This is a genomic window from Candidatus Desulfofervidus auxilii (genome assembly GCA_030262725.1).
In the GTDB taxonomy this organism is placed as follows: Bacteria; Desulfobacterota; Desulfofervidia; order Desulfofervidales; family Desulfofervidaceae; genus JAJSZS01.
The window spans coordinates 81,147-106,429 of the sequence record JAJSZS010000005.1; the positions used below are offsets into that span (position 1 = coordinate 81,147).

General features: G+C 31.4%; 25 protein-coding genes. 13 read left to right on the forward strand and 12 right to left on the reverse strand.

The window, feature by feature from the left end; all coding sequences use genetic code 11:
- Positions 1-50 precede the first annotated feature (50 nt).
- The gene (locus LWW95_04300) at positions 51-551 is read left to right on the forward strand and encodes a ribonuclease H-like YkuK family protein (protein ID MDL1956260.1); all 501 of its coding nucleotides are present in this window, start codon (positions 51-53) and stop codon (positions 549-551) included.
- On the opposite strand, the gene truA is transcribed toward LWW95_04300, so the two are convergent.
- Genes truA through LWW95_04330 form a run of 6 tightly spaced genes read right to left on the reverse strand, consistent with a single transcriptional unit; the run spans position 548 to position 5,578 of the window.
- Complete coding sequence (gene truA / locus LWW95_04305; protein MDL1956261.1) at positions 548-1,360, reverse strand: tRNA pseudouridine(38-40) synthase TruA; 813 nt, start codon at positions 1,358-1,360, stop codon at positions 548-550. The two genes, LWW95_04300 and truA, sit on opposite strands and share 4 nt — an antisense overlap.
- Positions 1,353-2,117 (reverse strand): hypothetical protein, encoded by a 765-nt coding sequence (locus LWW95_04310; protein MDL1956262.1) that lies wholly within the window; start codon positions 2,115-2,117, stop codon positions 1,353-1,355. The genes truA and LWW95_04310 overlap by 8 nt, the downstream gene beginning before the upstream one ends.
- A gap of 21 nt (positions 2,118-2,138) precedes the next feature.
- Positions 2,139-2,747: a hypothetical protein gene (locus tag LWW95_04315; protein ID MDL1956263.1), complete on the reverse strand. Its 609-nt coding sequence runs from the start codon at positions 2,745-2,747 to the stop codon at positions 2,139-2,141.
- Positions 2,737-3,618: an ArsA family ATPase gene (locus tag LWW95_04320; protein MDL1956264.1), complete on the reverse strand. Its 882-nt coding sequence runs from the start codon at positions 3,616-3,618 to the stop codon at positions 2,737-2,739. The genes LWW95_04315 and LWW95_04320 overlap by 11 nt, the downstream gene beginning before the upstream one ends.
- A complete protein-coding gene (locus LWW95_04325) occupies positions 3,615-3,887 on the reverse strand; it encodes a hypothetical protein (GenBank protein ID MDL1956265.1) in 273 nt (90 codons plus the stop codon). Before LWW95_04325 ends, LWW95_04320 begins: the two co-directional genes overlap by 4 nt.
- Positions 3,884-5,578, reverse strand: coding sequence for a carbon starvation protein A (locus tag LWW95_04330; GenBank protein MDL1956266.1), 1,695 nt, complete (start codon positions 5,576-5,578; stop codon positions 3,884-3,886). The genes LWW95_04325 and LWW95_04330 overlap by 4 nt, the downstream gene beginning before the upstream one ends.
- A gap of 103 nt (positions 5,579-5,681) precedes the next feature.
- Between LWW95_04330 and LWW95_04335 the strand changes: the two genes are divergently transcribed.
- From LWW95_04335 to LWW95_04370, 8 genes are all read left to right on the forward strand, one after another.
- Positions 5,682-7,925, forward strand: a complete 2,244-nt coding sequence (locus LWW95_04335) for a hypothetical protein (GenBank protein ID MDL1956267.1) — start codon at positions 5,682-5,684, stop codon at positions 7,923-7,925.
- Complete coding sequence (locus LWW95_04340) at positions 7,922-9,028, forward strand: hypothetical protein (protein ID MDL1956268.1); 1,107 nt, start codon at positions 7,922-7,924, stop codon at positions 9,026-9,028. Before LWW95_04335 ends, LWW95_04340 begins: the two co-directional genes overlap by 4 nt.
- A 6-nt stretch (positions 9,029-9,034) precedes the next feature.
- On the forward strand, positions 9,035-9,952 hold the full coding sequence (locus LWW95_04345; GenBank protein ID MDL1956269.1) for a LysR family transcriptional regulator: 918 nt from the start codon (positions 9,035-9,037) through the stop codon (positions 9,950-9,952).
- A 145-nt stretch (positions 9,953-10,097) separates the two neighbouring features.
- On the forward strand, positions 10,098-11,111 hold the full coding sequence (locus LWW95_04350; GenBank protein MDL1956270.1) for a DmsE family decaheme c-type cytochrome: 1,014 nt from the start codon (positions 10,098-10,100) through the stop codon (positions 11,109-11,111).
- Positions 11,112-11,124: 13 nt separating this feature from the next.
- Positions 11,125-12,903: an MtrB/PioB family outer membrane beta-barrel protein gene (locus LWW95_04355; GenBank protein MDL1956271.1), complete on the forward strand. Its 1,779-nt coding sequence runs from the start codon at positions 11,125-11,127 to the stop codon at positions 12,901-12,903.
- Positions 12,904-12,960: 57 nt separating this feature from the next.
- Complete coding sequence (locus LWW95_04360) at positions 12,961-13,341, forward strand: hypothetical protein (GenBank protein MDL1956272.1); 381 nt, start codon at positions 12,961-12,963, stop codon at positions 13,339-13,341.
- 249 nt (positions 13,342-13,590) lie between these two features.
- Positions 13,591-13,857: a hypothetical protein gene (locus tag LWW95_04365; protein MDL1956273.1), complete on the forward strand. Its 267-nt coding sequence runs from the start codon at positions 13,591-13,593 to the stop codon at positions 13,855-13,857.
- Positions 13,858-13,862: 5 nt separating this feature from the next.
- The gene (locus tag LWW95_04370) at positions 13,863-14,225 is read left to right on the forward strand and encodes a response regulator (protein MDL1956274.1); all 363 of its coding nucleotides are present in this window, start codon (positions 13,863-13,865) and stop codon (positions 14,223-14,225) included.
- Here LWW95_04370 and sppA read toward each other — a convergent pair.
- Positions 14,203-15,099 carry a signal peptide peptidase SppA gene (sppA, locus tag LWW95_04375; GenBank protein ID MDL1956275.1) on the reverse strand — a complete coding sequence of 299 codons (897 nt, stop codon included), beginning with the start codon at positions 15,097-15,099 and terminating at the stop codon, positions 14,203-14,205. The genes LWW95_04370 and sppA overlap by 23 nt on opposite strands.
- 1 nt (position 15,100) lies before the next feature.
- Positions 15,101-16,384, reverse strand: coding sequence for a caspase family protein (locus LWW95_04380; GenBank protein MDL1956276.1), 1,284 nt, complete (start codon positions 16,382-16,384; stop codon positions 15,101-15,103).
- Positions 16,385-16,503: 119 nt separating this feature from the next.
- Between LWW95_04380 and LWW95_04385 the strand changes: the two genes are divergently transcribed.
- Both LWW95_04385 and LWW95_04390 read left to right on the forward strand, forming a co-directional pair.
- Complete coding sequence (locus LWW95_04385) at positions 16,504-16,764, forward strand: type II toxin-antitoxin system prevent-host-death family antitoxin (protein ID MDL1956277.1); 261 nt, start codon at positions 16,504-16,506, stop codon at positions 16,762-16,764.
- Positions 16,761-16,925 carry a hypothetical protein gene (locus LWW95_04390; GenBank protein MDL1956278.1) on the forward strand — a complete coding sequence of 55 codons (165 nt, stop codon included), beginning with the start codon at positions 16,761-16,763 and terminating at the stop codon, positions 16,923-16,925. The genes LWW95_04385 and LWW95_04390 overlap by 4 nt, the downstream gene beginning before the upstream one ends.
- A gap of 309 nt (positions 16,926-17,234) precedes the next feature.
- Here LWW95_04390 and LWW95_04395 read toward each other — a convergent pair whose 3' ends face one another.
- From LWW95_04395 to glnA, 4 genes are all read right to left on the reverse strand, one after another.
- Positions 17,235-18,665 (reverse strand): caspase family protein, encoded by a 1,431-nt coding sequence (locus tag LWW95_04395; GenBank protein ID MDL1956279.1) that lies wholly within the window; start codon positions 18,663-18,665, stop codon positions 17,235-17,237.
- Position 18,666: 1 nt separating this feature from the next.
- Positions 18,667-19,029, reverse strand: a complete 363-nt coding sequence (locus LWW95_04400) for a hypothetical protein (GenBank protein MDL1956280.1) — start codon at positions 19,027-19,029, stop codon at positions 18,667-18,669.
- Positions 19,030-19,397: 368 nt separating this feature from the next.
- A complete protein-coding gene (gene dnaK, locus LWW95_04405) occupies positions 19,398-21,284 on the reverse strand; it encodes a molecular chaperone DnaK (GenBank protein MDL1956281.1) in 1,887 nt (628 codons plus the stop codon).
- Between the two features lie 79 nt (positions 21,285-21,363).
- Positions 21,364-22,773: a type I glutamate--ammonia ligase gene (gene glnA, locus LWW95_04410; GenBank protein MDL1956282.1), complete on the reverse strand. Its 1,410-nt coding sequence runs from the start codon at positions 22,771-22,773 to the stop codon at positions 21,364-21,366.
- A gap of 226 nt (positions 22,774-22,999) precedes the next feature.
- On the opposite strand from glnA, the gene nifA reads away from it, so the two are divergent.
- Positions 23,000-24,526, forward strand: coding sequence for a nif-specific transcriptional activator NifA (gene nifA, locus LWW95_04415; protein ID MDL1956283.1), 1,527 nt, complete (start codon positions 23,000-23,002; stop codon positions 24,524-24,526).
- Between the two features lie 222 nt (positions 24,527-24,748).
- The gene (locus LWW95_04420) at positions 24,749-25,246 is read left to right on the forward strand and encodes a permease (protein MDL1956284.1); all 498 of its coding nucleotides are present in this window, start codon (positions 24,749-24,751) and stop codon (positions 25,244-25,246) included.
- Positions 25,247-25,283 lie beyond the last annotated feature (37 nt).

Genomic DNA, 25,283 nt, shown 5'->3' on the forward strand with positions numbered 1-25,283 from the left:
GAGATTGATTGTCTTGACAGCTTAAAAAAATGAAAGCATAATAGCCAGTTGTGGCAAAAACAAAAGTAAAAATTAAAGATATTTTTTTTAGTCCTACAAAGGGTGAAGTACATCTTGAGGAGATTGCTGAGCTTATTGTCCAAACAGTTATTAATTCAGATGGAGGATGTCGTCTTATAGTAGGTACTGATTCTAAGAAGCATACAGATTATCTCACCTATGTTACAGTTATTATTCTTTATCGTATAGGAAAAGGAGGGGTATATTTTTATCAAAGACAAAGAAGTGAAGTTGGCCGTTATAGCCTTCAAGCAGCTATATATCATGAGACTGCTTTAAGTTTAGCTGTTGCTGCTCGTTTGGATGATCTCTTAAAAAAACATGGTTTAACTGATTTAGAAATAGAAATACACTCTGATGTAGGCAATCATGGAAAGACAAAGGAATTGATTCAAGAAGTAGTATCTTGGATAAATGCCTCTGGTTATACTGCTCAAATTAAGCCAGAGAGTTTTGGTGCTAGTACAGTAGCTGACAAATATACAGATTAATATTTTACTTCTTTTAAAAAAAGTCCTTTAGCCGGTGCATTAATCCCAGCCATACGACGATCACGAGCATCAAGAATGGTTTTTATTTCTTTCCAATGTCTTTTTCTAAGTCCAATTTCAATAAGTACCCCTACAATATTTCTCACCATATGTTTAAGAAAACCATTTGCCTCAACTTCAATTATAATTAAAGGAGAAAATTCTTTTATTTCTAAACGAAAGATTTCACGTACTGTTGACTTTACATCACTTCCTGCTCCCATGAAAGAAGCAAAATCATGTTGTCCTATCAAACAATTGCCTGCTTTTTTCATGGACTCTATGTCTAGATTATGAAGTATTTGCCAGCTATATCTTTCTAAGAAAGGTGAACGTTGTGTTGTATTCAATATAAGATAAATATAAGTCTTTTTTTTGGCTGAAAATTGAGCATCAAATTCACTTATTACATCATCTACATAAATAACTGCTATATCCTTTGGTAAAAGGCTATTTAAACCTCGCCATATTTTTTCTGTTGATAAAGAGGAAGTAGTACGAAAATTTATGACTTGCATTAATGCATGAACACCAGCATCAGTACGGCTAGCTGCCTTTATACGTATAGATTCATTGAGAATACGAGAGAGACAATCTTCTACAATAGCTTGAATAGTAGTTCCTTTAGGTTGTTTTTGCCAACCATGATAAGCAGAACCTCTATATTGAAGAATACACCGAATATTCCTTGTAGGAATTTGTTGTGTATTTACAGTATATTGGTCAGGAAAAGGAAGCTTAGGAAAAAGCCAAGAAAGAATATTAAACATGATTTACTTTTGGCAATGTTTCAATGGCTTGTTTGCCCCAATAAATAAAGACATTTATACCTTCAATGTCTGGTTTTTTATGCCCAAAGGCTACTTGACTTAAATGTATAAGGGTATTTATTTCTCCAATAAGAAAAGAGCCAGTAATAAGTTTTATCTCTCGCCAATCAGGGCTTATGACTACTAAATCACGATAACCTCTTTTTTCTGGAATACCATAAATGTTATAAGGAGGCAGCTGCAATTGTTTTACAACCTCTTCATAACCAAGTATTTCAAATATTATTTCTATCATTTCCTGTATTTCTTCTGGTTTATCTCGCCAATAAGTAGATATGCTTTCCTCAAAAATTTCCCTTATTTCATCTTCATTCATAGAAAGATCAAGCTGTGATAAGGCTGTTTTATAAATATATGAGATTGTTTCATCTCCTCGTAAAAAAAGAATATCTTTATGTGAAAGAATGCGCTTTACTTTAAAAGGGTTAATCATCTCTTTTAAAGTTGGATTTCTTCGCATAGCTACATCTTCAATGGTAGTTGAGCGATATAAAGGTAATTCTGCATCTAAAACTAAAATATTTTCGCCATCAGTGTAAATTTCTAAATCTCTTGTTTCATATTTTTTATAAGAAGCCATGTTTAAAAGCTTTCTTAATAACTCAAAACGTAAATGCTGATTTAAATCTTTTTCTGAAAGTTGGTTAAAAAGACGGTCTAAAACAATTTTGGCTTTGATTTTCTCTTTTAAGCTCATCAATTTTATTGTATCTTATTCTTAAATTAAAGGCAAATTTAATGTTTTTCTTAATACTTCAAAAATAGCGTTGCTTTTTTTAGGTGTGAATTGAAATGAAAGATAAAAAATATTTTTTTCTTTAGTTAGGGCAAGGTGATGAAATGAATCTAATTGAATTAAGTTAAAAAAATTTTTTAATTTTGGAAATGTTTTTTCATAAAATATAAAAAAAGTTTTGTTTTTAAAAGTGATTTTCTTTTTTTTCAATTTTTCTTCATTATAAATCTTAGGCATAAACCATTTTTTTCGCACAATATGGATCTCTTCTGGGATAGAATAAGGTAAATAAAACAGGATTTGTAATTTGTCTTTTCTCCCAAAAAGAAGAATAAAAGGAAGATAAAGCAGGCTTTGTCTTGGAATCAAACGCAAAATTATTTTTATCTTTTTAAAAGGAGGTGCAATATAATCAGCTCTAAATCCAATTACTCCACCTAACCAAGTATATTGTTTATCTTTAGGTTTTAAAATATTCTCTAAATTTTGTGACCAAAAACGGCAAAGAAAAAGATTTTTTCTTTGACCCCAGTGATAAACAGCAATTATACATAAAGTGAAAATAATGAGAAAAATAAAATTAAATATCATCCCATGTTAAATTTAAAATATCTTTAAGATTTTTTAAAAAGGATACTTCTTTTTTAGGTAAATTTTTAAAAAAATTAATTTCTTTTTTTTCTGTAAGTCCAGCTTTGTTCAAAATAACTAAGTTAACAAAAATATTAAATCTATTTAATGTATTCATGATTCTTTTCCCTTCTTTTAAAGAAAGCTCATCTGGATTTATGACCAAAATAAAATAAGATTTTTCTTTATCAGTAAGAAGCTGTATTAAAAAAGAGATCACTTTTTTTTGAAAATTTAATTCATGTAAAACTTTATCTTCTTCTGGTAAAATAGTTGTTTGTTTACCTAAAAAATCTTTTCCTTTTACATGTGCAATTATTTTTCGCCTTTCTAAAATTCTCTCTCGCCATTTTGAAAGTTTTTCTAACCACAATTTTGAAATAAAAGGTAAGCTAAAAATTTTTAACATCAAACCAGTAGGTGGAGTATCAATAATGATATAATCTTTTTCTTGATGCTTTTTAATAATATCTTTTAAAGCAAATAAAGTAGCTGTTTCTTCCATGCCAGGTGTATCTTTAATTAAATCAAATATTTTCTCTAAGTTTATTATCTGAAGGTAAGCATAAAGATGACGCATCTTTTCCTCTATTTCAAATAAAATCCTTTTCAAATAAGCATCAATATCTACTTCTTCTATCCAAAAATAAGGCTTTACTTCTTTTTCTCCTTTAAATGAAGGTAAATTTAAAATATCATAAAGGTTATGTGCAGGATCAATAGAAGCTAAATAGACTTTTTCCCCTTTTTTCCAAAGATAATGAGCAAGGCTTATAGATAAAGTAGATTTACCTACACCACCCTTTCCTAAAAAGAAATAAATTCTTTTCATAATTCTATCATTTCTGCCCACATAGCTAATTTGTCATCTAAATAAATAGATTTAGAAAGCATAATTTTTATTTCTCTTTCTAAATAAGGTAATAAACGTAGGGTTAAAAGAGAGGGTGGCGCAGGTAATCCAATAAGGCTTCCACAGATTAATAAAGCAAAACCATTTTCCATTTCCTCTAATTCTTGCAAAATTTTTTCTATGCTTTTATCTTTAAAACCATCAGCAAAATATGAGCACTTTTTTTTAAATGTTTTCCATAACTTCATTTTTTAAAAAAATCATAAATTAATAAAAAGTTTAAACTAAGCATTATAACGACAATAATGCCTATAACATATGCTTGCAATGTATTTTTTATCATAAAAGCAGGCACAGCTACAAAAAGATACCAAAACATAGCTAAAGTAACAGTTAGCCAAAGAAAAAGAGCAGGTATAAGACAAATTAATCCAGGTCTTTTTTGTACCCGAATAACCCAGGCTGAAACTGTTACTAAAGCAATAGAGGCAAGCATCTGATTAGCTCCACCAAAAGCAGGCCAAATAATTGACCAAGCACCTGTCAAAGCCAATCCGATTCCAATAATAGCTGGGATTAAAGAAGCAATCCAACGATTGGTTATAAATTTAAAAACAGAAGGTAAAATGTCTTTTAAAGGTTCACAAATTTCTGTTAAAGTATAACGTGCTAGACGATTAGTAGTATCTAAAGTTGTCATAGCAAAGCTTGCTACCCACATAGCTGCTAATATAGTAACAAATTCTTTTGGTAATCCTAAAATAGTATGTACAGCTAATCCATATGCTTTAGAAAAAAGCCCAACTGGCCCACCAGCACTATTTATTGCTTTGCTATAATGTTGGGCAAATGTTAGGGCATCAGTTTTAAGAGTAGTTGCAAGATCAGGAGCTAAAACATTAAGACCATAAGCACTGACAACTGCAATAACTAAAGTAGAAAGAAAACCCTCAGTTAGCATAGAGCCATAGCCAATAAAAAGTCCTTCTATTTCTTTAGAAAGTTGTTTAGAGGTAGTGCCAGAGGCTACTAGGGCGTGGAATCCAGATAATGACCCACAGGCAATAATTAAAGGAACTACTGGCCAAAATGGTGTAGGTTTATGAGCAATTAAAGGGGCATTAAAGCTTGTAAAAGCAAATAATGTGATTTTTTTAAAAGAAAACAATATAGCAAAACTACCTAAAATTAATCCTGCTACTAATAACCAGGCATTCAGATAATCCCTTGGTTGTAAAAGCACATGTACAGGTAAAGAGGCAGCTAAGATAATATAAAAGAAAAAAATAAACATCCAAGTTTTATAACTTGCATTGATAGGAAAATACATGCCTAAAACAATAGCTCCAATTAACATGATAATGCCAATTAAAGTGGCTAATAAAAAGGAAATTCTAAGACGATAAAGTAAAAGACCAAGAATTAATGCAGCAACAATTTGTAAAAAATAGGAAGGAGGTACTTGAGGCTTAGCTACAAATATTTTTCCTAATACTGCTCCAAAGGCTGCTACTACTAAAATTAAAACAAACAAAATAAACCAAGCAAATAAATAACCTGTGCGTTTTTTAATAACTTTACTTGCAATCCACTGTATAGAATGACCATCATAACGTACAGAGCTCATTAAAGAAAGATAGTCATGAACTGCTCCAATAAAGATATTACCAAGCCAAACCCAAAGTAATGCTGGTAACCAACCCCAGGCTAAAGCAATGACTGGGCCAACAATAGGTGCTGCCCCAGCAATAGAGGCAAAATGGTGTCCAAAAAGAACATATTTGTTTGCTGGTACAAAGTCTACATCATCACGTAATCGTACAGCTGGTGTTGGGTTTTCACTAGGTTGCACTATCTTTTTTTGTAAATAAAGACCATAAAATCTGTAGCAAAAAAGATAAATTATTATACTACCTATTATGATCAGTGAAACAATCATTTTGTATTTGCTTAAAATGGACAATCAAAAAAGTCAAGCAATTTGTCTTTGACTTTTTTCTTTTTTAGATATAATTATTAAAAACTGTTTGGAAGGGATAAAAATGAAGAAATTTATAATATGTTTTCTTATTGCTTTAATTTCTTTAAATATATCCTGTCTTTATGCAGCTAAAAAAGAAAAGTCTAAAAAACAAGTATATTATATTGCTGAAAAGGATTTACCAAGACGTATTGCTATTTTTCCTCCTTTTTTTGTTAAAAAAATTTCTTCTCAATCCTATGTAAGTCAACTTATTAGGGGAGTTATTCAAAATTATTTAGTAGGTAAAGGTTTTGTTTCATTACCCTTTGCATCTGTAGATGCAAAGTTAGGTAAAGAGATTTCTTTTAAAAAATTTTCTTTAAAAGAAGCTTTTAAAAAATTACCAGAAGCTGATGGAATTGTTACAATCAATGTTTATAAACTTTCACGCGTAAATATTGCCTTTATTGAATACTACAAAGTAGATGCAGAATTATGTTTATATAGTAGAAATAAAAATAAAAAATTAGGATGTTGGCGTGAGACAGCTACACGCAAAAAGGTTGCTTTAGCAGCAGACCCATTAGGGGCTATTGCCACAGTGGTTTCATCAGCTATAACAAGTGCGGGTGATATTCATATCAAAAATGTTATTTTTGAGTGGGCTTTTAAAGTAAGTAGTCTGATTCCTGGTTTTTCAGAAGCTATGAAAAGACCAAAAATATTAAGAGTAGTAACAAATATTACATCTGAGCCTTTTAAATTAGGTGATAAAATTTTAGTAGGCATTGAAGGAGATGCAGGTTTAAATGCCAGTTTTGATTTAGGTGAATTTAAAAAAGGTATAAATATGTCTGAAATAGAGCCTGGTATTTATAAAGGTGTATATGTTGTGCAAGAAGGAGATAATCTTAAAAATGGCATCTTAGTAGTTCATCTCACACGACCAGATGGACAACGCAGGGATTGGATAGAGACCTCTCCTTTTATTACTATTGATGGTTGTCCACCTAAAATACCACGAAATCTAACAGCAGAAATTAGACAAAAATCGATAAAACTTAACTGGCATACAGATGATGCTGAAACTATAGCATTTCTCATATTAAGGAGCAACAACCCATTAACAGATTACAAAGAAATTGCCAGAGTGAAAGAATTTACTTATGAAGATAAAGATATAGAGCCTGGTAAAAATTATTTCTATAGAGTAATTGCACTTGATGATGTAGGCAATCAATCTAAACCTCTTCAATATGGACCAATTAGTTTACCTGTACTTACAGAACAAACATTACCCCAAACACTTTCTGGTACGTATCTTTCTGGCAAATACTTGCTTGAAAAAACAGCAACAGTACCTTTGGGAGTAAATGCAAAAATTGGTCCAGATGTGATTATTACTTGTTCTAAAGAAGCAAGTATTATAGTTGAAGGAGAATTACTTTTAAAGGAAACAATCTTTAAACCACAAACAGATAACTGGATAGGCATTGAAGTTGCTCCAACAGGTAAACTTATTGTTGAAGATTCTACAATAAATGGGGCAAAAAAAGCGCTTTTAATAAAAGGAAAGGCATCTTGTACAAATTTGACGATAGAAAAAGGAAATATAGGTCTAATAGTAGATTCAAATCATAAAGTGGAGGTTAAAAAAAGCTCCTTTATTAATTTACATCCTGCTATTTCTATACAAGAAGGAGAGGTAGAGATTACAGAATGTAAATTTAAAGAAAATGAAGTGGCAATAGAGATTCTTTCAGGTCAACCTCATATTTCAAAAAATAATTTTTGGCAGAATAAGGTTAATATAAAAAGTAACATTCCTTTAACTTTGAAGGCAAATTATTTTGGTACAAAAGAACCAGGCAATTTCCTACTAATAGGCAAAATAGAAGTAAAAAGTTTTCTTAATGCACCCTATCCCCAAGGAGAAGAAAAAGAATTAGATCCTAAAAAATTAGAGAAATTAGCAGAATCTTTAAGGGAAAAAGGTATAAATGCTTTAAATAAAGGAAATTATGGTCAGGCATATGAATTATTGGAAAAATCATTAAAGACATGGCCACAAAAGGATACATATATTTATCTTATCTACACTCTTTCTGCCCTTGGTGAAGATGTAAAATTAAAACAAATTATAGAAGAGGCATTAAATAAATATCCATATGAAACTAAGATATATCAAATTTCAGTAAGATATTATTTACAAACAAATCAAAAGGAAGAAGCAAAAAGACTTTTAAAAAAAGGATTGAAATTAAATCCAAATAATCCTTCACTAGAAGCAATGCTACCTTTAGTACAAGGAAAGGAAGAATGATATTTTTTAAAACTTTAATAACAATTTTAATATGTATATTTTGCATTTGTTGTGTTTCTACATCCACTAAACCTCCGCCTAAAGAAATTTCTGTTGTACCTTTAAACATTGCGCCTGTCCGTGTTGCTATACCTTTTAAGACAATAAGTCCTTCTTATCAATTTTCTTATCTTTCTTATTATTTACCAGATATATTAAAGGGACAATTAGGTGCTTTGGGTATTCCAGTTGTAGCAAGAGAGCAGGAACTTTCTCATATTTTAAAAGAACAGGTGTTTACAATAGAGATGGGTAAAGAGGAAACAGAGATAGTTTCTTTTGCAGGTGCAAAATTTATTGTCATAGGTAGTTGGGAAAAAATTGAAAATATACTTTATTTGCAGGTTGAGATCTATGATACAGAATCTGGGGTAAGCAAAGGTATTAAACGTGTATCTGGCAAAATAGAAGATTTGTATTTTTTAGTTAAAGAAGCTGCTATAAGTGTAGCAGAACTTTTGGGTATAAAACTTAGTACAGAGGCTAAAATAAATTTTTGGGCTGAATTCCCAGAATGTAGAAAAAATAGATTAGAAAAGGTAAAAAAGTGTTTTAAAAAGAAAGCAAAGATAAGTAAAAAAGATTTGGATAAATTTTCTTATAAAATGCCTATTCAGGTAAAAGTGACGCTTTCCAATTACCATCCTTATCCTGGAGATAAATTGGAAATAGATATAGAAACAAATAGACCATGTTTTCCATATATTTTTACTGTATTTTGTAAGGATAAAGTAGGCAGGATATTCCCTGATAACATTACTCCTCTTACATCACCAGTGCGATATTTTCACTATCCTAGCGCAGAAGCTAAAAAAGCAGGTTATATTTTTCAAGTGATACCAGATCCTAATTGTCCTGAAAAGTATCGTTTTAAAGAGAAAATTTTAGTAATCTGTTTGGAGAAAAAGGATCTTCAGCTAGAACAACTTACAGAAGCATTTATTTTTAAAAATTTAAATGATTTTAATCAAGCTAATTCTCTCTCTCTTTTAATTGATTATTTGTCTCATTTGCCTAAAGAAAGTTGGGGTTGGGCAGAAGCAGTTTATAGTTATTCGAATTAAAAAATAATGTTATATTTTGATTTATTTTCTATAAAAGCTTTTCTTACAATTGTTGAATTAGGTAGTTTTTCCAAAGCTGCAGAGAGACTTTTTGTAACTCAGCCAGCTATAAGTGCACGGATAAAAGCATTAGAACAACTTTTAGGAGTAAAGCTTATCAAGAGATCACATGATGGTATAACTTTAACTGAAGCAGGTCGTAAACTTTATTCTTATGCAAAAAAGCTAGAAATAATTAGTGAACAATTAATTAAAGAACTCTCTCATTATCAAATGAATAAAAAGACTATCTTGATAGGTTCTACCGTAATACCAGGAAAGTACTGGTTGCCTAAGATTATATGTACTTTTAGCAAAAAGTACCCTGAGGTTAGTATGAAATTAAAAATTTGTTCAAATAATGAAATTATTAAGCAAGTTCTAAAAAGAAAAATTGATTTAGGAATAACAAGTGTCATACCCTATAGCCATAAAATCCTTTATAAAAAAATTGCTTGTTGTGAGCTTACCTTAATAGCCCCTTCAAATTATCCTAAAAAAGAGATAAGCCTTTCAGAATTAACTAGAGAATTTCTTGTCATGCGCGAAGATGATTCAGGAGTTACTGTTTGTTTTAGAAATTTTTGTAAGAGGCATGGTTTAGATTTAAATAGATTAAAAATTTCTATGATCTTAGATTGTAATGAATCTATCAAATTTGCTGTTAAAGAAGGAAAAGGTATTGGAATTGTACCTAAATGCACAGTTTTGTTAGATGTTAAGGAGGATAGCCTTAAAATGATTAAATTGAAAGAAGGAATCTTAAAGTACGATAGATATTTAATTTATCTCCCGGATAAATTGACTTTTCCGTCTATAAAAAATTTCTGCAAATTCCTCGAACAAAATACACCTCAAGTTATAAAAAATTTTTATAATTGTTAGTCTATATTGTTTTTCTAAATTATTCACAATTTACATAATATTTTTTGATTTGACTTTTTCTTACATAATTATTTTTAATTTGATTTTTTTGTACTTTAGCGCTAGTTAGATAAAAAATTTTATAATTTCACTTTGAGGGTGAAATATGATGAAAAAAAGATGGGTATGGGCAGTAATAGGGGTAAGTTTATTTATTGGGATGTTTGCCTGTAGGAGCTTTTTCTCTCCGATTGTTTGTACACTACCTACCATTGAAGGGGCAAGTTATGTAGGGGCTAAAGTGTGTGCTGATTGTCATGAGGATATCTATAATGAGTTTAAAACAAGCATTCATGGTCGTCTTGCTTCTTTTGAGGCAGTGGGAGTTCAAAAAGGTTGTGAATCCTGCCATGGGCCTGGAAGTCTTCATGCAGAGGAAGGTGATTCTGAAAAGATTTTAAGCTTTTCAAAATTAAATTTTGCTCAAAAATCAGAGATATGTCTTCAGTGTCATGAAAAACCCTATTGGAGAAGCAGTGAGCATGTTTTAAATGGGAATGCCTGCACAGATTGTCATAAACTTCATACTACTAAAGAAAAACTGCTTACAAAACCAGAACCAAAGCTCTGTTATGACTGTCATAAGGACATAAGGATGAAAACTGTTTATCCTTCACATCATCCTATCTGGGAATCAGAAAGGACAGGAAGAAAAAGAATGACTTGTAATGACTGTCATGATGTTCATGGTTCTCCTATTAAGTGTTTAAAGACCGAAGAAAGAATAAATGACCTCTGCTTCAAGTGTCATGCAAAATATCAAGGGCCTTTTATTTATGAGCATCCACCTGTAGTTGAAGATTGCTGTATCTGTCATGAACCTCATGGAACAATAGCAAACAATCTTTTAAGACAAAATGAGCCTTTTATTTGTTTACAATGTCATGAGTTTCATTTTCATGCTGGAAAAGAAAGCGGAGTAGGAGAGTTAAGTAAGTCGACACACAAAAATATTTTAATAGAGAATGCTAATGAGACACCTGTTTATCATGGGGCATTTCCTGCTAATGGCTATAAGATGGCATTTACAACAAAGTGTACTCAATGTCACTCACAAATTCATGGCTCTGATTTCCCATCACAATCTGTGCCTGGAAGAGGAAAGGCATTAACAAGATAAAGGAGGTTTAATTATGATGAAAAAGATAGGCATTATTTTAATGAGTTTTCTTTGTGTAGTATTTCTATCCAATAGTTGGGCTGATAAAGATATTAATATTGAAGTTAAAACAGGAATTCATGGAGTAGGTGTTCATGAATCAAAGGTAAAAGTTGGAGAATATGATGTGTTAAATACAGGAGTACAACCTGATATTAGTTTCTTTCTTAATGGTAAAATAAACGATTTGTATTTTTCAGGGAGTGGAACTTATTATGAAGAAGAAGATCAGCAATACTCTGCTAGTGTGGATATAAAAAGATATCTTACTCAAGAGTTTACTTATTATCGTTTTAAACATTGGCTTGACCATGATCCATTAACAAACCTTTATGCAGCTGCAACTACAGGTACAAATGTAATTCCTCCTTTGGTAACATATACTGATCTTGAATCTGGTAGAGACTATAGTATTGTTCGCTCTGAAAGAGAAAGTAAAACTACACTTAGAATTCCATTAGAATTGCCTTTTGAGTTAAAAACATTCTTCAATTATAGAACAGAAGCAAGATGGGGTGAAAGGCAAGCACTTACTATGAGTAAATGTTCTGCCTGTCACGTAGTAAGTAGATCAAAACGGATAGACGAATATACTGAAGATTATAATCCTGGTTTTATTGCTACATATAGAAGCAAGAAAGCACGTGTAAGTTTCAGTTATGAATATCTAGACAGAGAATTTCGTGAGAATGCAATGGCTCCTGAAAATTATTATGATAGAGCAGTCCACCCTGGTGGGAAAGGATATATTTTTGATGACAGAGTTCAATACCAAAACACAAAATTGCCATATGCTCATTCTCCAAGATCAAGAAAATATTCACATATAGTGAAACTAGATAGTTATGTTCCTTCTTTAAATACAGGTATGTTTATAGGTAGTGTTTATTCAGAAACAGAAAATAAAGAAGAAGACCTTAAATTTAATTTAAAGACAATATTTACTAGATTATCAAGTGCTATGATACCTGGTCTTTCTTTTAATGTCCATTTCAGATATTTAGATTTAGCTAATCAAAGTATTTTTGTAGATACAAACGAACCTGTATCTAGTGCTGGAACTAATGCTGGTCATACTTGGGCAGACCCTTCTCATGGTGGAACTTATAATGCAATAGATCCTGATTTTACAAGAAATTCAGCCATGTCTAGAAGACAATATGAAGTAGGGCTTGATATGGTCTACCTGCTTATGAAAGGAATTACGTTAAGGGGAAGTTATGAATGGAGGGAAATCAAAAGAGACCATTATTATGTAACCTCTAATGATAAAGAAACAAAAGAACACAGGGCAAAATTAGCTATAAATGCAAGGTTTAAACCACCTGTAATTAAAAAACCTATAAGGGCAACACTAACATATAAATATAAAAGTATAGATGCACCTTTTGCTAATGTAGATGCGGCTTTTAATGGAGAAACAAGTATAACTGGTGCCACTAGCGCCGCATTTTATGGTACACAGTATTGGGAACTTCATGAAATGAGAAATCTTACACTAACAAATCTGCCAACATTAACGCACGAAATTAGGTTTGATACTACTGTGCCTGTTTATGATAGACTATCAGTCACTGCCTTTTATCGTTGGATAGAGGAAAAAAATAAAGCAGTTGAGTGGGCAAATAAAACTCATATGCCTTCTTTAAGCATTTGGTATGCCCCATTAGATAAATTAAGTTTTACAGTTTCTTACTTATACAAGTATGGAAAAACAAATAGTTTATTATGTGTGCCTGTCTATGATGGGTGAGCTGGCGGAACACATTCGAGCCTGTATGGCTCGAAAATAGCAAATGGAAGCTATTGGATGGAAGGTCATACTGGCATCTTTGCTATAAATTATTTGTTTTCAAAAAAACTTAATTTTAGTATATCTTCTGCTTATACAGATTCAAAGGCACATATGGAAAAGATTGAACTTGATGGGCCAACAGCTGCAACCCAGATTGATAATGGAACTAATGGGTTTAGCAGAGATTATAATTATGATTTTTCAGAAGTACAGCAATATTCTGACCTACATATAAGGGAATTAGATTTGGCATGCAGTGTCTCATATCAAATAAACAAACATTTTTCTTTAAATGTAGAATATAATTATCTATATTATGGAGATGCAAAGCCATATCTTTATGATGGCACAGGAAGGGCTCATATAGGTATTTTTACTCTTAGCTATTGGCAGTAATAATTAGAAAAATAAAAAATAAAAAATAAATTAAAGCCCCTAAAAGGGGCTTTATTTTTTTTTTAAAAAATGTGCCAATATGTCACAATTGTAGAGAATAGCATACATGTGAGATTTATAATATATTTTAAACTCTTTTCTTAGTGTAGAAAAATCCATTCAATAAAGATTAAAATTAGAAGAAAAATTCGTTAAATTATTTTGGCACAGATTTTGCTCATCAACAAAATAAAAAAGAAGGAGAAGATTATGTATAGCAATTTAGTTCAAAGTGTAAGAAAAAGAAAAAATCATGTGGTAGTTAGTTTTGGTTCTTATTTATTGACAGGTAACTGTGGTGACTCTACCATTTCTATTATTAATAAAATTACTTCTAAAGTGGAAGATGTTATATTTGTTGGAGATGATCTACGTGAGATTATTTTAGGACCTGATGGTCGATTTGCTTTTGTGGTTAATAATCATGGTAAAGTTGTTTTAATTATTGATACATTAAATTTTAAAACAATGAGGTAATTTGGATGAGAGTATTAGTAGTAGATGACAATGTAGAGATAAGGGAAATTTTAACAAAAATGCTTGCTTTTTTAGGCTATAAGACAAATGGTGCTAAAGATAGCTTTGAAGCAATAAGAATCTTAGAAAATGATCATTATGATGTTGTTATTACTGATGGAGAAATGCCCAAAATGACAGGTTTTGAATTGGCTCGATTTATAAAGAAAAAATATCCTCATATCTTTATTGTAGGTTTAAGTGGCTCACCAGAGTGTGAAAAGTTTAAGTTTGCGGGGGCTGATGTATATTTTAATAAACCAGTGGATTTACCTAAATTACATATGGCAATAAAAAATAAAAAGCTTAGGGTAACCACAAATACATAAATTCCAAACCTATTAAATTTTTGATCGAATAAATATTGCTTTTATAAGTAGGAGGACGATGATAGATAATAATCTTTGCTTCTAAAATGCCTGCTTTCTTTTTAACTAATTCAATTGCATCTTCTAAATAGCCTATTTTATCAATTAATTTTAAATTTAATGCCTGTTTTGCTGTATATATTCTTCCATCAGCTAATTTTTTTATTTGTCCTATTGTTAACATCTTTCTATTTTCTGCAATTGTTTTTATGAATCTTTCATGTAATTCATTTATTATTTCTTGCAATATTTTTCTTTCTTCTTCAGTACAAGGTCTAAATGGCGACCAAAGGTCTTTTTTCTTTCCAGATTTTATGCTTTCATCTTTAATGCCAATTTTTTTAAGCAATTCTTCTATATTAAACTTAAGTGCAATAACGCCAATTCCACCTGTTATAGAAGTTGGATGAGCCATAATGATGTCAGATGCAAGTGAAATATAATATGCTCCAGATGTTGCAATATCCATCATATATGCCACAACAGGAATATGTCTTTTTTGTTTAAATTTTTTAATCTCATGATAAATAATATCACTAGCAGTTACAGTACCACCTGGGCTGTTAATTCTAAGAACTATACCTTTAATTTTTTTATCAGAATTTGCTTTTTTTAATTCTTCTTTTATTCTAGAAACAATACTTTCTTCTTTTAAAAGGAAAAATTTATGTCTTTTTTTAGTTGAGATAATACCAGAAATATCTATAAGCAAAATTTTATTTTTCCCTTTTCCAGAAATAACTGTTTCTTTAAGAGGTCTAGTTTTCCCTATAAAATAAAATGCACAATTATTTAAAAAGAAAATTATGATAAATAATAGCAAAAATTTTCTCATTTTATGGACATTGAGCAAGTGAAATATTGAGATTTCCTCGAACAACAGGATGTTGATGCTGACTAGCAAATTTCAATGCATAACTATTAGTAAATTCCTCTAATTTTTTAGCTATTTCTTTTACTTCAAGCCATCCATTCTTATTTTCATCAAGCACTGGCCCATATTTAGCCATCATTTCATAAAGGGCATAAGTAAAAGTAGAAATACCTTTATCTTTAATATATGTGCTAATTTCATTTTCTTCAGAAGAAAGCAATATTGTTGTGTATTCAATTTTTGGGGTAATCTTTTTTATGCCAATAAATGGCTTACCAGCAGGAAGAATACTTTTTCCTTTTCCAGAAAAGCAAGCATCTATAATAACTACTTTTTCTCCTTTTACTTCTCCTAAAAGTTTTTCTACTTCAGCCAAAGCTAAAGCTGTTGTAGGAATATCTTCTGGGTCTGCCTCTATAGGCAATAGATATCCTTCTCCCTTACCTTCTTTTTCTGTATAGGTTGTGCCATGACCAGAAAAATAAAATATGACTTTAGGATTTTTATAATTGTTTGCCAAACGAGTGATTTTTTTAATATGAACAATGATTTCTGCTTTAGTAGGATTTTTAATCACATAAAGATTTTTCTTTTTTACACCCATTATTTTTGTAACCACTTCTTTCATCAACTCAATATCTTTTTCAGGATAAGGTAAATGAGCAATATTTTTATAATGAGAGACACCTACAATAAGGGCAATATAGTTATCATATTGAGGAAGTTGGGGAAGGGTTGAAATAGTAAGTTCAGTTTGTTTTTTCTCTTCAGATATTTTTTCAGATTCTTCCTTTTGTTTAAGGATTGTCTTAGGTAAAACAACCTTCTTTTTTACAAATTCAATCAGATTCAATCTTACTGGGGTTACCAAAATGCCTTTTGGATATAGCAGATATTCTACTCGGCACATAAAAAACAATTTTTTTCTTTTTGGCTTAGGAAATAGAAAAGAAAAATGATGTCTTTTGCCTAACTTTGTTTTAAAAGCTACTTTAGGTGGTGCTGGCAATAATGGTCGGTAATTGTTTCCGTATTTATCTATTAATCTTGGATATAAAATCCTTACTCCTTTAAGCATTTGATGTTTGGGGAAAAGAGTAAAATGAACACGAATACCAAGTTTTATAATTTCTATTGCTTCAATTTCTAAACGAAAATATTTATTTTCAAAAAAAGAATGTTGTGGAAAAGATTGAGCAAAAACATTTCCTGTTAATACAATAAGAATTAATAATAACTTTTTCATTCTGTTCCATCTCAATACATTAAACTAAAAAATTTGTCAATTCTATAATAATTGTTGACAAAAAAAAGGAATCAAAGTGTACACTTAAAGTACTTAATAAAGTCTTTTTGGAGATAATTATGGATTTTGTTACAGTAAAGGAATTAAGGCAAAAGACAAAAGCAATTTTGCAAAGGGTAAAAGAAGGAGAGCAGATTATAGTTACTCATCGTGGGAAACCTATAGCTATTGTTAGCCCTTTTAATGTTGAAAGTTTAAAAAATGAAAGCCTAAGGCCCTTTGAAGAGGCATGGAAAGATATATCTTCTACTTTAGAAAAGAAAGAACCTCAATTTTCAAATTGGCAAAAAGCAATAGACTATTCAAGAAAGAAAATATGATTTTTATTGATTCAGATGTCTTTTTAATTGACCTAAGATATAGGCGTGATCCAAAGTTTAATGATAACCAGATATTTTTGCAAAATATAAAGAATTTAGGTAATGGAGTGACTACAATTTTTAATCTTCTTGAAATCTGTGGGATTCTTTCTTTAATTTAAATGACCAACAACTTAAAGAATTTTTTTATTACTTCCCACTACATTATAATTTAAAAATTCTACCGACATTTAAAGTAACTGACAAATTGCCAGTTTTTACTATTAAGCAAATTATTCAAGTCATTTTTCGTAAAGTAGCTTTTGGGAAAATTTCTTTGCCTGCAATAACTCCATCAGAAATGCTGAAAAGGGGGGATTTAGTGAATGTTTAATTTAGCTCTAATGTATGGATATGTTTCTACAAAGAAGTTTATATCTCGCTGAGAAAGAACCATAGGATGAAATAGTAATAAATGCAACAAAAATATTCTATGGACACTGAGCAAGAGAAATATCAAGATAACCTCTAATTACTGGATGCTGATGTTTATTTGCAAAACGAATAGCATAATCATCTGTAAAATCTATTAATTTTTTAGCTATTTCTTTTACTTCAAGCCATCCATTCTTATTTTCATCAAGCACTGGCCCATATTTAGCCATCATTTCATAAAGGGCATAAGTAAAAGTAGAAATACCTTTATCTTTAATATATGTGCTAATTTCATTTTCTTCAGAAGAAAGCAATATTGTTGTGTATTCAATTTTTGGGGTAATCTTTTTTATGCCAATAAATGGCTTACCAGCAGGAAGAATACTTTTTCCTTTTCCAGAAAAGCAAGCATCTATAATAACTACTTTTTCTCCTTTTACTTCTCCTAAAAGTTTTTCTACTTCAGCCAAAGCTAAAGCTGTTGTAGGAATATCTTCTGGGTCTGCCTCTATAGGCAATAGATATCCTTCTCCCTTACCTTCTTTTTCTGTATAGGTTGTGCCATGACCAGAAAAATAAAATATGACTTTAGGATTTTTATAATTGTTTGCCAAACGAGTGATTTTTTTAATATGAACAATGATTTCTGCTTTAGTAGGATTTTTAATCACATAAAGATTTTTCTTTTTTACACCCATTATTTTTGTAACCACTTCTTTCATCAACTCAATATCTTTTTCAGGATAAGGTAAATGAGCAATGTTTTTATAATGAGAGACACCTACAATAAGGGCAATATAGTTATCATATTGAGGAAGTTGGGGAAGGGTTGAAATAGGTTTTCTTTCAATGGTTCTGTTTTGTTCCAGAAGTGAAGATCCATAACCAATAGCTAAAGATTCTTTTTTATGAACAGTGACTCTTTTAGTTTGACCAATCTGTCTTATTTTTGCAGAATGAAAAAGCGTATTTACAAATTCATTAGCGACTTGATAAGCTGCGTCCCAAACAGCTTTAGGTATAGTTTTTCCATCAAATGTACTTTGTGTTGTACTTGTCAAATTAGCCATTTCCACAATATTACCTCTTTGATCCCGAAATATAGCATTAGTTTCTAAATAAAATATCGCACTGTTTCCTGTGTATTCTAATCTTGCTACAGGAACATTGACTTCAATTTCACAAAATTGCCCAATTTGTTTTTCAGGTTTAACAAATGAATTATAAATAACATCTTGAAATACTTTTTCTAAAATTAATTTCAGTGAATATTGATAAATTGTTGAAGTAGGGAGAGGAACAAGTTCTTTTTGTCTGGCAGGCAAGCTATTAGGTGCCCGAATGTCTATCAAAACAGGGATAGGCAAAAATTTTTTTTCAATTTGCTCATTTACATAAGATGGTTGTGCACCCAACTTTAATGTTATCATTTTGGGTGCACAACCTAAAAGAATAAAAATAATTAAAAAAAATAATAAATTTTTCACATTATCTTCTAGCACCACCTTTTTGGATTTTAACAGCTGTACCATTTACCTTCGTTTGATATATGGTGACAAACCATAAGAAAAACATGCGCGATTCCATAGTTGTATTAATTAATGCATCACCTCCAGAAGATGTTAAAGCTCTTTCTACTGCCTTTTTGGCTGGAGAGAGTTCACCTACAGGAATACCTAAAATATTAACTCCCCATGCGCTCCCAGAAGCAGGGCCTATTTCTGTGTATGAGTCATTTGCCGTGATAGGATGGGTAGAGCCAGTTAAACCAGCAGGCATAGCCATACATCCTAGCAAACCAACAGTTGCTATCAATACCAATGCCACTAATTTTACTACTGTTTTTTCCATTATTTCACCTCCTTTTTATAAAAAATATAAAAAAATAAGAATTATATTCGGATTCTATGTTAGTTAAAATCAGGATAAATGTCAAGAAAAATATTTTTCCTAAATCCGTAATAACTTTAAAAGAAAACCTACAAATGTATTAAAATAAAGCAAATTTTTAAACAACAAACATTAAAAATGCTTTACTGACTTAAAATTTTACCACACCATTAAGCCCAAAGTGGCTTGAGGGAAAGAGCGAGCAGAGGTGGAATTTTATCCAAATATCAATCGCGGATTTTGAGTTATCAAAAGGTGTATAAAATAGAGTTTTAAACTGACTTTAAAATAAAAAAGGCCGGATTTCTCCGGCCTTTAAGTTTTATTTTCTATTTTGTTTCTTTATATTCTGCATCTATGACATCTTCACCCTCTTTTCCTTTAGCAGCACCAGGAGGTGGTGGAGCAGTAGGTCCGGTTTGTTGATATGCCTTAGAGCTTAAGTCATAAGCAGCCTGCTGTAAATCATTCATCAACTGTTTAATTTTATCAATAGGAGCATTCTCTTTTATAGCCTGTTTTAGTTCTTGGACAAGTTGTTCGCAACGACCTTTTTCTACAGTTGGCACCTTATCACCCAATTCACGCAATGTCTTTTCTACTTGATATACAAGATTATCAGCTTGATTTCTAATTTCTGCCTCTTCCTTGCGCCGTCTGTCTTGTTCAGCATACATTTCTGCCTCTTTTATCAATCTTTCCACTTCACTCCTATCAAGGGTTGAAGCTCCAGTAATAGTGATTTTTTGTTCTTTACCTGTATCTAAATCTTTTGCTGTTACATGTAAAATTCCATTGACATCAATATCAAAAGTAACTTCAATCCGAGGCACACCTCTTGGTGCAGGTCTAATACCTTCTAAACGGAATTGACCAAGGATGCGGTTATCTCTAGCCATAGGTCTTTCACCCTGACAGACAACAATGTCTACCGCACTCTGGTTATCTTCAGCAGTAGTAAAAATCTGGCTCCTTCTTACAGGAATAGTTGTATTCCTTTCAATAATTTTTGTCATCACACCACCAAGGGTTTCAACACCAAGAGAAAGTGGTGTGACATCTAACAATACTACCTCTTTTACTTCACCCTGAATGATACCTGCTTGAATAGCTGCTCCTAAAGCTACTGCTTCATCTGGATTAACACTTTTGTTTGGCTCTTTACCAAAGAAGTCTTTAATAAGTTGTTGTACTGCTGGAATACGAGTGCTACCACCTACTAATAAAATTTCATCAATATCTTGAGGTGAAAGTTTAGCATCTGCTAATGCTTGTTTCATTGGGCCAAGACATCTTTTAATCAAATCATCTACTAGTTGTTCGAATTTTGCTCTTGTGAGTTTCATTTGCAAATGTTTTGGGCCAGTTGCATCTGCAGTAATAAATGGCAAATTAATTTCTGTTTCTAATGTAGAAGACAATTCACACTTTGCCTTTTCTGCTGCCTCATAAAGACGTTGTAAAGCCTGTCTATCTTGCCTCAAATCAATTCCATATTCTTTTTTAAATTCATCTGCCATCCAATCTACAATTCTTTTATCAAAATCATCACCACCAAGATGAGTATCACCAGATGTGGCTAAAACTTCACATACACCTTCTCCTACTTCCAAAATAGAAACATCAAAGGTTCCACCACCTAAGTCAAAAACCAAAATTTTTTCTGCTTTGCCTTTTTCCACACCATAAGCTAAAGCAGCAGCTGTAGGCTCATTAATGATTCTAAGTACATTCAAACCGGCAATTGTACCTGCATCTTTTGTCGCCTGCCTTTGAGCATCATTAAAATAGGCAGGTACAGTAATTACTACATCTTTTACTCTTTCTCCCAAATAAGCAGAGGCATCATCTACCAATTTTCTCAATACCATTGCAGAGATTTCTTCTGGTGCATAAAGCTTACCATCAATTTCAAAACGCACTGTATCATTTGGTCCACGTACAACTTTATAAGAAACTATTTTGCTTTCTTCATCTACTTCTCCCCATCGACGGCCAATAAATCTTTTAGCTGAATAGATTGTGCGGTCTGGATTTAAAATTGATTGTCGTTTTGCTACTTGTCCTACTAATCTCTGGCCGTCTTTAGTAAAGGCTACTACCGAAGGAGTAAGTCTTGATCCTTCAGCATTAGTTATGATTTTAGGTTTACCTCCCTCAATTACAGCGATGACAGAGTTTGTTGTTCCTAAGTCAATCCCTATTGCTTTTGCCATTATACTTCCCCCCTTAACAATTAATTTAGAGCTTTATTTTTTAATAAGCATGTTTAACAGTATTGGCAAGGGGAGCTTTTTAAATATCAAAATAAAGAGCAAATTCCCAAGGATGTGGTCTTAATTTGACTTCTGTAGCTTCCTGTTTTTTACATTCAATCCATTTTTCAATCACATCTTCAGTAAATACATTTCCTTTAAGTAAAAATTCATGGTCTTCTTCCAAAGCTTGAATTGCTTCTTCTAAAGAGCTAGGTGTAAAAGGTATACCTTTTAATTCTTCTGGGCTAAGTGAATAGATGTCTTTATCTAATGGTTCTCCAGGATGAATTTTATTTTCAATACCATCCAATCCTGCCATTAACATAGCAGCAAAGGCAAGATATCCATTACAAGAAGGATCAGGAAAACGCACTTCAATCCGTTTTTGTTTAGGAGAAGGTGAATACATGGGGATACGTACACCTGCACTTCTATTTCTACTGCTATAGGCTAAGTTTACAGGTGCTTCAAATCCTGGAACAAGCCTTTTATAAGAATTTGTTGTTGGATTGGTAAATGCACAAAGAGCACGTGCATGTTTTAGGATTCCTCCAATATAATAAAATGCTAATTCGCTCAACCCACCATATCTATCACCAGCAAAAAGGTTTTGCCCTTCTTTCCAAAGACTTTGATGTACATGCATACCAGAACCATTGTCATTAAAAATGGGTTTTGGCATAAAAGTAGCTGTAAAACCATTTTTTATAGCTACATTCTTTACGACATATTTATATTTCATTAAATTGTCACCCATTTTTACTAAAGGTGCGAAACGTATACCAATTTCTGCTTGACCTGCTGTTGCTACTTCATGATGATGACATTCTGTTTCTACACCTATTTCCTGCATCTTTAAAACCATCTCTGTTCTTAAGTCTTGAAATTTATCCATAGGTGGGACAGGTAAATAACCTTCTTTATATCTTGGCTTATAATTTAAATTTGGATTTTCTTCTCTACCAGAATTCCAGCGTCCTTCAATTGAGTCAATAAAATAATAGCCACAATGTTCATTTTGATCAAAACGTATATCATTAAAGATAAAAAATTCAGCTTCAGGCCCAAAATAAGCAGTATCAGCAATACCAGTAGATTTTAAATAAATTTCAGCCTTTTGCGCAATATACCTTGGATCACGAGAATAAGGTTCTCTTGTGATAGGATCAACTACATTACAAATAAAACTAACTGTAGGTTCTTCATAAAATGGATCCATAAAAACTGTTTTAGAATCTGGTATTACTAGCATATCACTAAGATGAATAGCTTGCCAAGCACGAATACTAGAACCATCAAAGCCCACTCCCTCTTCAAAAGTGCTTTCATCAAAAAAAGAGATAGAAATGGAAAAATGTTGCCATGTACCTAATAAATCACAAAATTTCAAATCAACAATCTTTGCTCCATGTTTCTTAGCAAACTCTAATGCCTCCTTTGGTGTCATAGTTTCCTCCTTTTGTTTTTATTTAAAATCCATTATAGCAGTAAGACAATAAGTAATTTAATAAATAAGCAATACCTATGCCAGGGAAATTTTCAATAAAAATGGGAATAAGATATAAATTTTTAAACAAAAATGTAAAATAATTTTACAAAAATGTTAAATTGCATTATTTATTTCTTGCATAATATCGACAAATTTGTTAATTTAAATTGCAAAGGAGGAAATAATGAATCAGATTGCTTGTCTGTATGAAATCAGTCAGGCATTAAGCAATTTAGATTTAAAAAATTCTTTAAAAAAAGTATTAAATATTTTAGGCAATTATATGAATATTCGCAGAGGCGCTATTTCCATTTTTGATCCACAAACAGCTGAGATTCATATAGAAGTAGCATATGGACTTTCAGCAGAGGCAAGGCGTAGAGGACGTTATCGTTTAGGTGAAGGCATTACTGGCGAAGTAGTAGCTACTGGTAGACCAATAGTTGTACCGATTATCAGTCAGGAACCAAGATTTTTAAATCGTACTCTTTCTCGTAGTGAAACAGAAAAAAAACAAACTTCTTTTTTCTGTGTGCCTATCAAAGCTAGTGAGCAAGTGCTTGGAACATTAAGTATAGATAAAAAGTTTGAAGGAGAAAATACTTTAGAAGAGGATTTAAAATTTTTAACAGTTGTTGCTGCACTTGTTGCTCAAACTGTTCGTAATCTTCTTTTATTTGAAGCGGAGAAGAAACGGCTTGAAGAGGAAAATATAAAATTAAAGGAAAAACTTCAAGAAAAATTTAAATTTTCTTCTAATATTATTGTAGGACGTAGTAAAGTGATGGAGGATGTTTTTCGACTTATCTATCAAGCAGCCAAAAGTGATGCTACTGTTTTAATAAGAGGAGAAAGTGGGACAGGTAAAGAGTTGGTAGCTAATGCTATTCATTATAATAGTGCTCGTGCAAGTGGGCCTTTTATTAAAATAAACTGTGCTGCCTTGCCAGAAACATTGATAGAAAGTGAACTTTTTGGACATGAAAAGGGAGCATTTAGTGGGGCTTATACAACCAAAAAAGGACAATTTGAACTTGCTGATGGAGGAACTATATTTTTAGATGAAATATCTGAGTTAAATTTACATTTGCAGGCAAAACTTTTGAGAGTGCTTCAAGAAGGAGAATTTTATCGTGTGGGAGGAACAAAGCCAATAAGAGTAAATATAAGGATTATTGCTGCTACTAATCAAAATCTAGAAGAAGCAATGAAAAAAAATGCCTTTCGTGAAGATCTATATTATCGTCTTAATGTATTTCCTATTTATCTTCCACCATTAAGAGAAAGACGAACAGATATTTTGCTTTTAGCTGAACATTTTCTTGAAGAGTTTAACAAAAAATATAATAAACAAATTAGGCGTATTTCTACTCCTGCTATTGATCTTTTAGTTAAATATCATTGGCCAGGAAATGTGAGAGAATTAAAAAATTGTATAGAAAGGGCAGTAATTATTTGTGATGAAAATGTCATTCGTTGTTATCACCTTCCACCTACTTTACAAACAGCTGAAAGTACTCAGACTCAAAAAGGAAATTCTTTAAAACTTGCAGTAGAAAATCTTGAAAGAGAAATGATTATTGAAGCACTCAAAGTAACTAAAGGTAATTGTTCTCAGGCAGCCAAACGATTAGATACAACCTTACGTATTTTAAATTACAAAATAAAAAAATATGGCATTGATCCTTCCATGTTTAAAATAAAAATTTAATGCTTGTTTGACTTGAAAACAAAATATCCAGCCAATCAATTTCAATCTAAAATATTTTACAAAATTGTAAACCAAATTTTAAATTTAACAATTTTGTTTTTATGCTATCCAGCAAAAATCTCTAAATAAATTTCTAATTTATCTAGCTATCTTTAAAATTAACAGGTAAAATCACAGATTAGGATTAAGGACATGGAAAAAAATAAACAAAAAGGAGCACAAATGTTAGTTCCTACTATTATTATGGCCTTTTTGACTTTGGTGTTAATTTACATTGGCTACCGCAAAGGAGATGGGGAATATATTTTAGGCTTGAAAGCAGGTTTTAATCTTATGATTGAAGTTTTACCTCTTTTATTTTTTTCTTTTTTAGTTGCAGGTTTAATTCAAGTAGTCATTCCTGAGACAGTTATTTCTAAGTGGATTGGAGAAGAAGCTGGTATTAAAGGTATACTTCTAGCAGCCTTAGCTGGGTTTCTTATTCCTGGAGGCCCCTATCTGGTATTACCTATTTTAGCAGGTTTGTTGTATCAAGGATTAAGTATAGGCAGTGCTATGGCCTTTTACACAGCCAAATTTTTGTGTGGTTTTTCACGATTGCCTATAGAAATAGCTATTCTAGGTTGGAAATTTATCCTTGTACGCATTGTTATTACTTCTTTTTTTCCTATTTTAGCAGGAATAATGACGAATATATTATTTGGAAGATTTTTCAAGTAGGGTGTTTATGTTAGTTATAAATTGACAAAAATGTAAA

What these genes read in the sequence shown, in the direction of transcription:
- truA (MDL1956261.1), bottom strand. Translation starts at nt 1,360, where the DNA reads ATGTTTAATATTCTTTCTTGGCTTTTTCCTAAGCTTCCTTTTCCTGAC.
- LWW95_04310 (MDL1956262.1), bottom strand. Translation starts at nt 2,117, where the DNA reads ATGAGCTTAAAAGAGAAAATCAAAGCCAAAATTGTTTTAGACCGTCTT.
- LWW95_04315 (MDL1956263.1), bottom strand. Translation starts at nt 2,747, where the DNA reads ATGATATTTAATTTTATTTTTCTCATTATTTTCACTTTATGTATAATT.
- LWW95_04320 (MDL1956264.1), bottom strand. Translation starts at nt 3,618, where the DNA reads ATGAAAAGAATTTATTTCTTTTTAGGAAAGGGTGGTGTAGGTAAATCT.
- LWW95_04325 (MDL1956265.1), bottom strand. Translation starts at nt 3,887, where the DNA reads ATGAAGTTATGGAAAACATTTAAAAAAAAGTGCTCATATTTTGCTGAT.
- LWW95_04330 (MDL1956266.1), bottom strand. Translation starts at nt 5,578, where the DNA reads ATGATTGTTTCACTGATCATAATAGGTAGTATAATAATTTATCTTTTT.
- LWW95_04335 (MDL1956267.1), top strand. Translation starts at nt 5,682, where the DNA reads ATGAAGAAATTTATAATATGTTTTCTTATTGCTTTAATTTCTTTAAAT.
- LWW95_04340 (MDL1956268.1), top strand. Translation starts at nt 7,922, where the DNA reads ATGATATTTTTTAAAACTTTAATAACAATTTTAATATGTATATTTTGC.
- LWW95_04345 (MDL1956269.1), top strand. Translation starts at nt 9,035, where the DNA reads ATGTTATATTTTGATTTATTTTCTATAAAAGCTTTTCTTACAATTGTT.
- LWW95_04350 (MDL1956270.1), top strand. Translation starts at nt 10,098, where the DNA reads ATGATGAAAAAAAGATGGGTATGGGCAGTAATAGGGGTAAGTTTATTT.
- LWW95_04355 (MDL1956271.1), top strand. Translation starts at nt 11,125, where the DNA reads ATGATGAAAAAGATAGGCATTATTTTAATGAGTTTTCTTTGTGTAGTA.
- LWW95_04360 (MDL1956272.1), top strand. Translation starts at nt 12,961, where the DNA reads ATGGAAGGTCATACTGGCATCTTTGCTATAAATTATTTGTTTTCAAAA.
- LWW95_04365 (MDL1956273.1), top strand. Translation starts at nt 13,591, where the DNA reads ATGTATAGCAATTTAGTTCAAAGTGTAAGAAAAAGAAAAAATCATGTG.
- LWW95_04370 (MDL1956274.1), top strand. Translation starts at nt 13,863, where the DNA reads ATGAGAGTATTAGTAGTAGATGACAATGTAGAGATAAGGGAAATTTTA.
- sppA (MDL1956275.1), bottom strand. Translation starts at nt 15,099, where the DNA reads ATGAGAAAATTTTTGCTATTATTTATCATAATTTTCTTTTTAAATAAT.
- LWW95_04380 (MDL1956276.1), bottom strand. Translation starts at nt 16,384, where the DNA reads ATGAAAAAGTTATTATTAATTCTTATTGTATTAACAGGAAATGTTTTT.
- LWW95_04385 (MDL1956277.1), top strand. Translation starts at nt 16,504, where the DNA reads ATGGATTTTGTTACAGTAAAGGAATTAAGGCAAAAGACAAAAGCAATT.
- LWW95_04390 (MDL1956278.1), top strand. Translation starts at nt 16,761, where the DNA reads ATGATTTTTATTGATTCAGATGTCTTTTTAATTGACCTAAGATATAGG.
- LWW95_04400 (MDL1956280.1), bottom strand. Translation starts at nt 19,029, where the DNA reads ATGGAAAAAACAGTAGTAAAATTAGTGGCATTGGTATTGATAGCAACT.
- dnaK (MDL1956281.1), bottom strand. Translation starts at nt 21,284, where the DNA reads ATGGCAAAAGCAATAGGGATTGACTTAGGAACAACAAACTCTGTCATC.
- glnA (MDL1956282.1), bottom strand. Translation starts at nt 22,773, where the DNA reads ATGACACCAAAGGAGGCATTAGAGTTTGCTAAGAAACATGGAGCAAAG.
- nifA (MDL1956283.1), top strand. Translation starts at nt 23,000, where the DNA reads ATGAATCAGATTGCTTGTCTGTATGAAATCAGTCAGGCATTAAGCAAT.
- LWW95_04420 (MDL1956284.1), top strand. Translation starts at nt 24,749, where the DNA reads ATGTTAGTTCCTACTATTATTATGGCCTTTTTGACTTTGGTGTTAATT.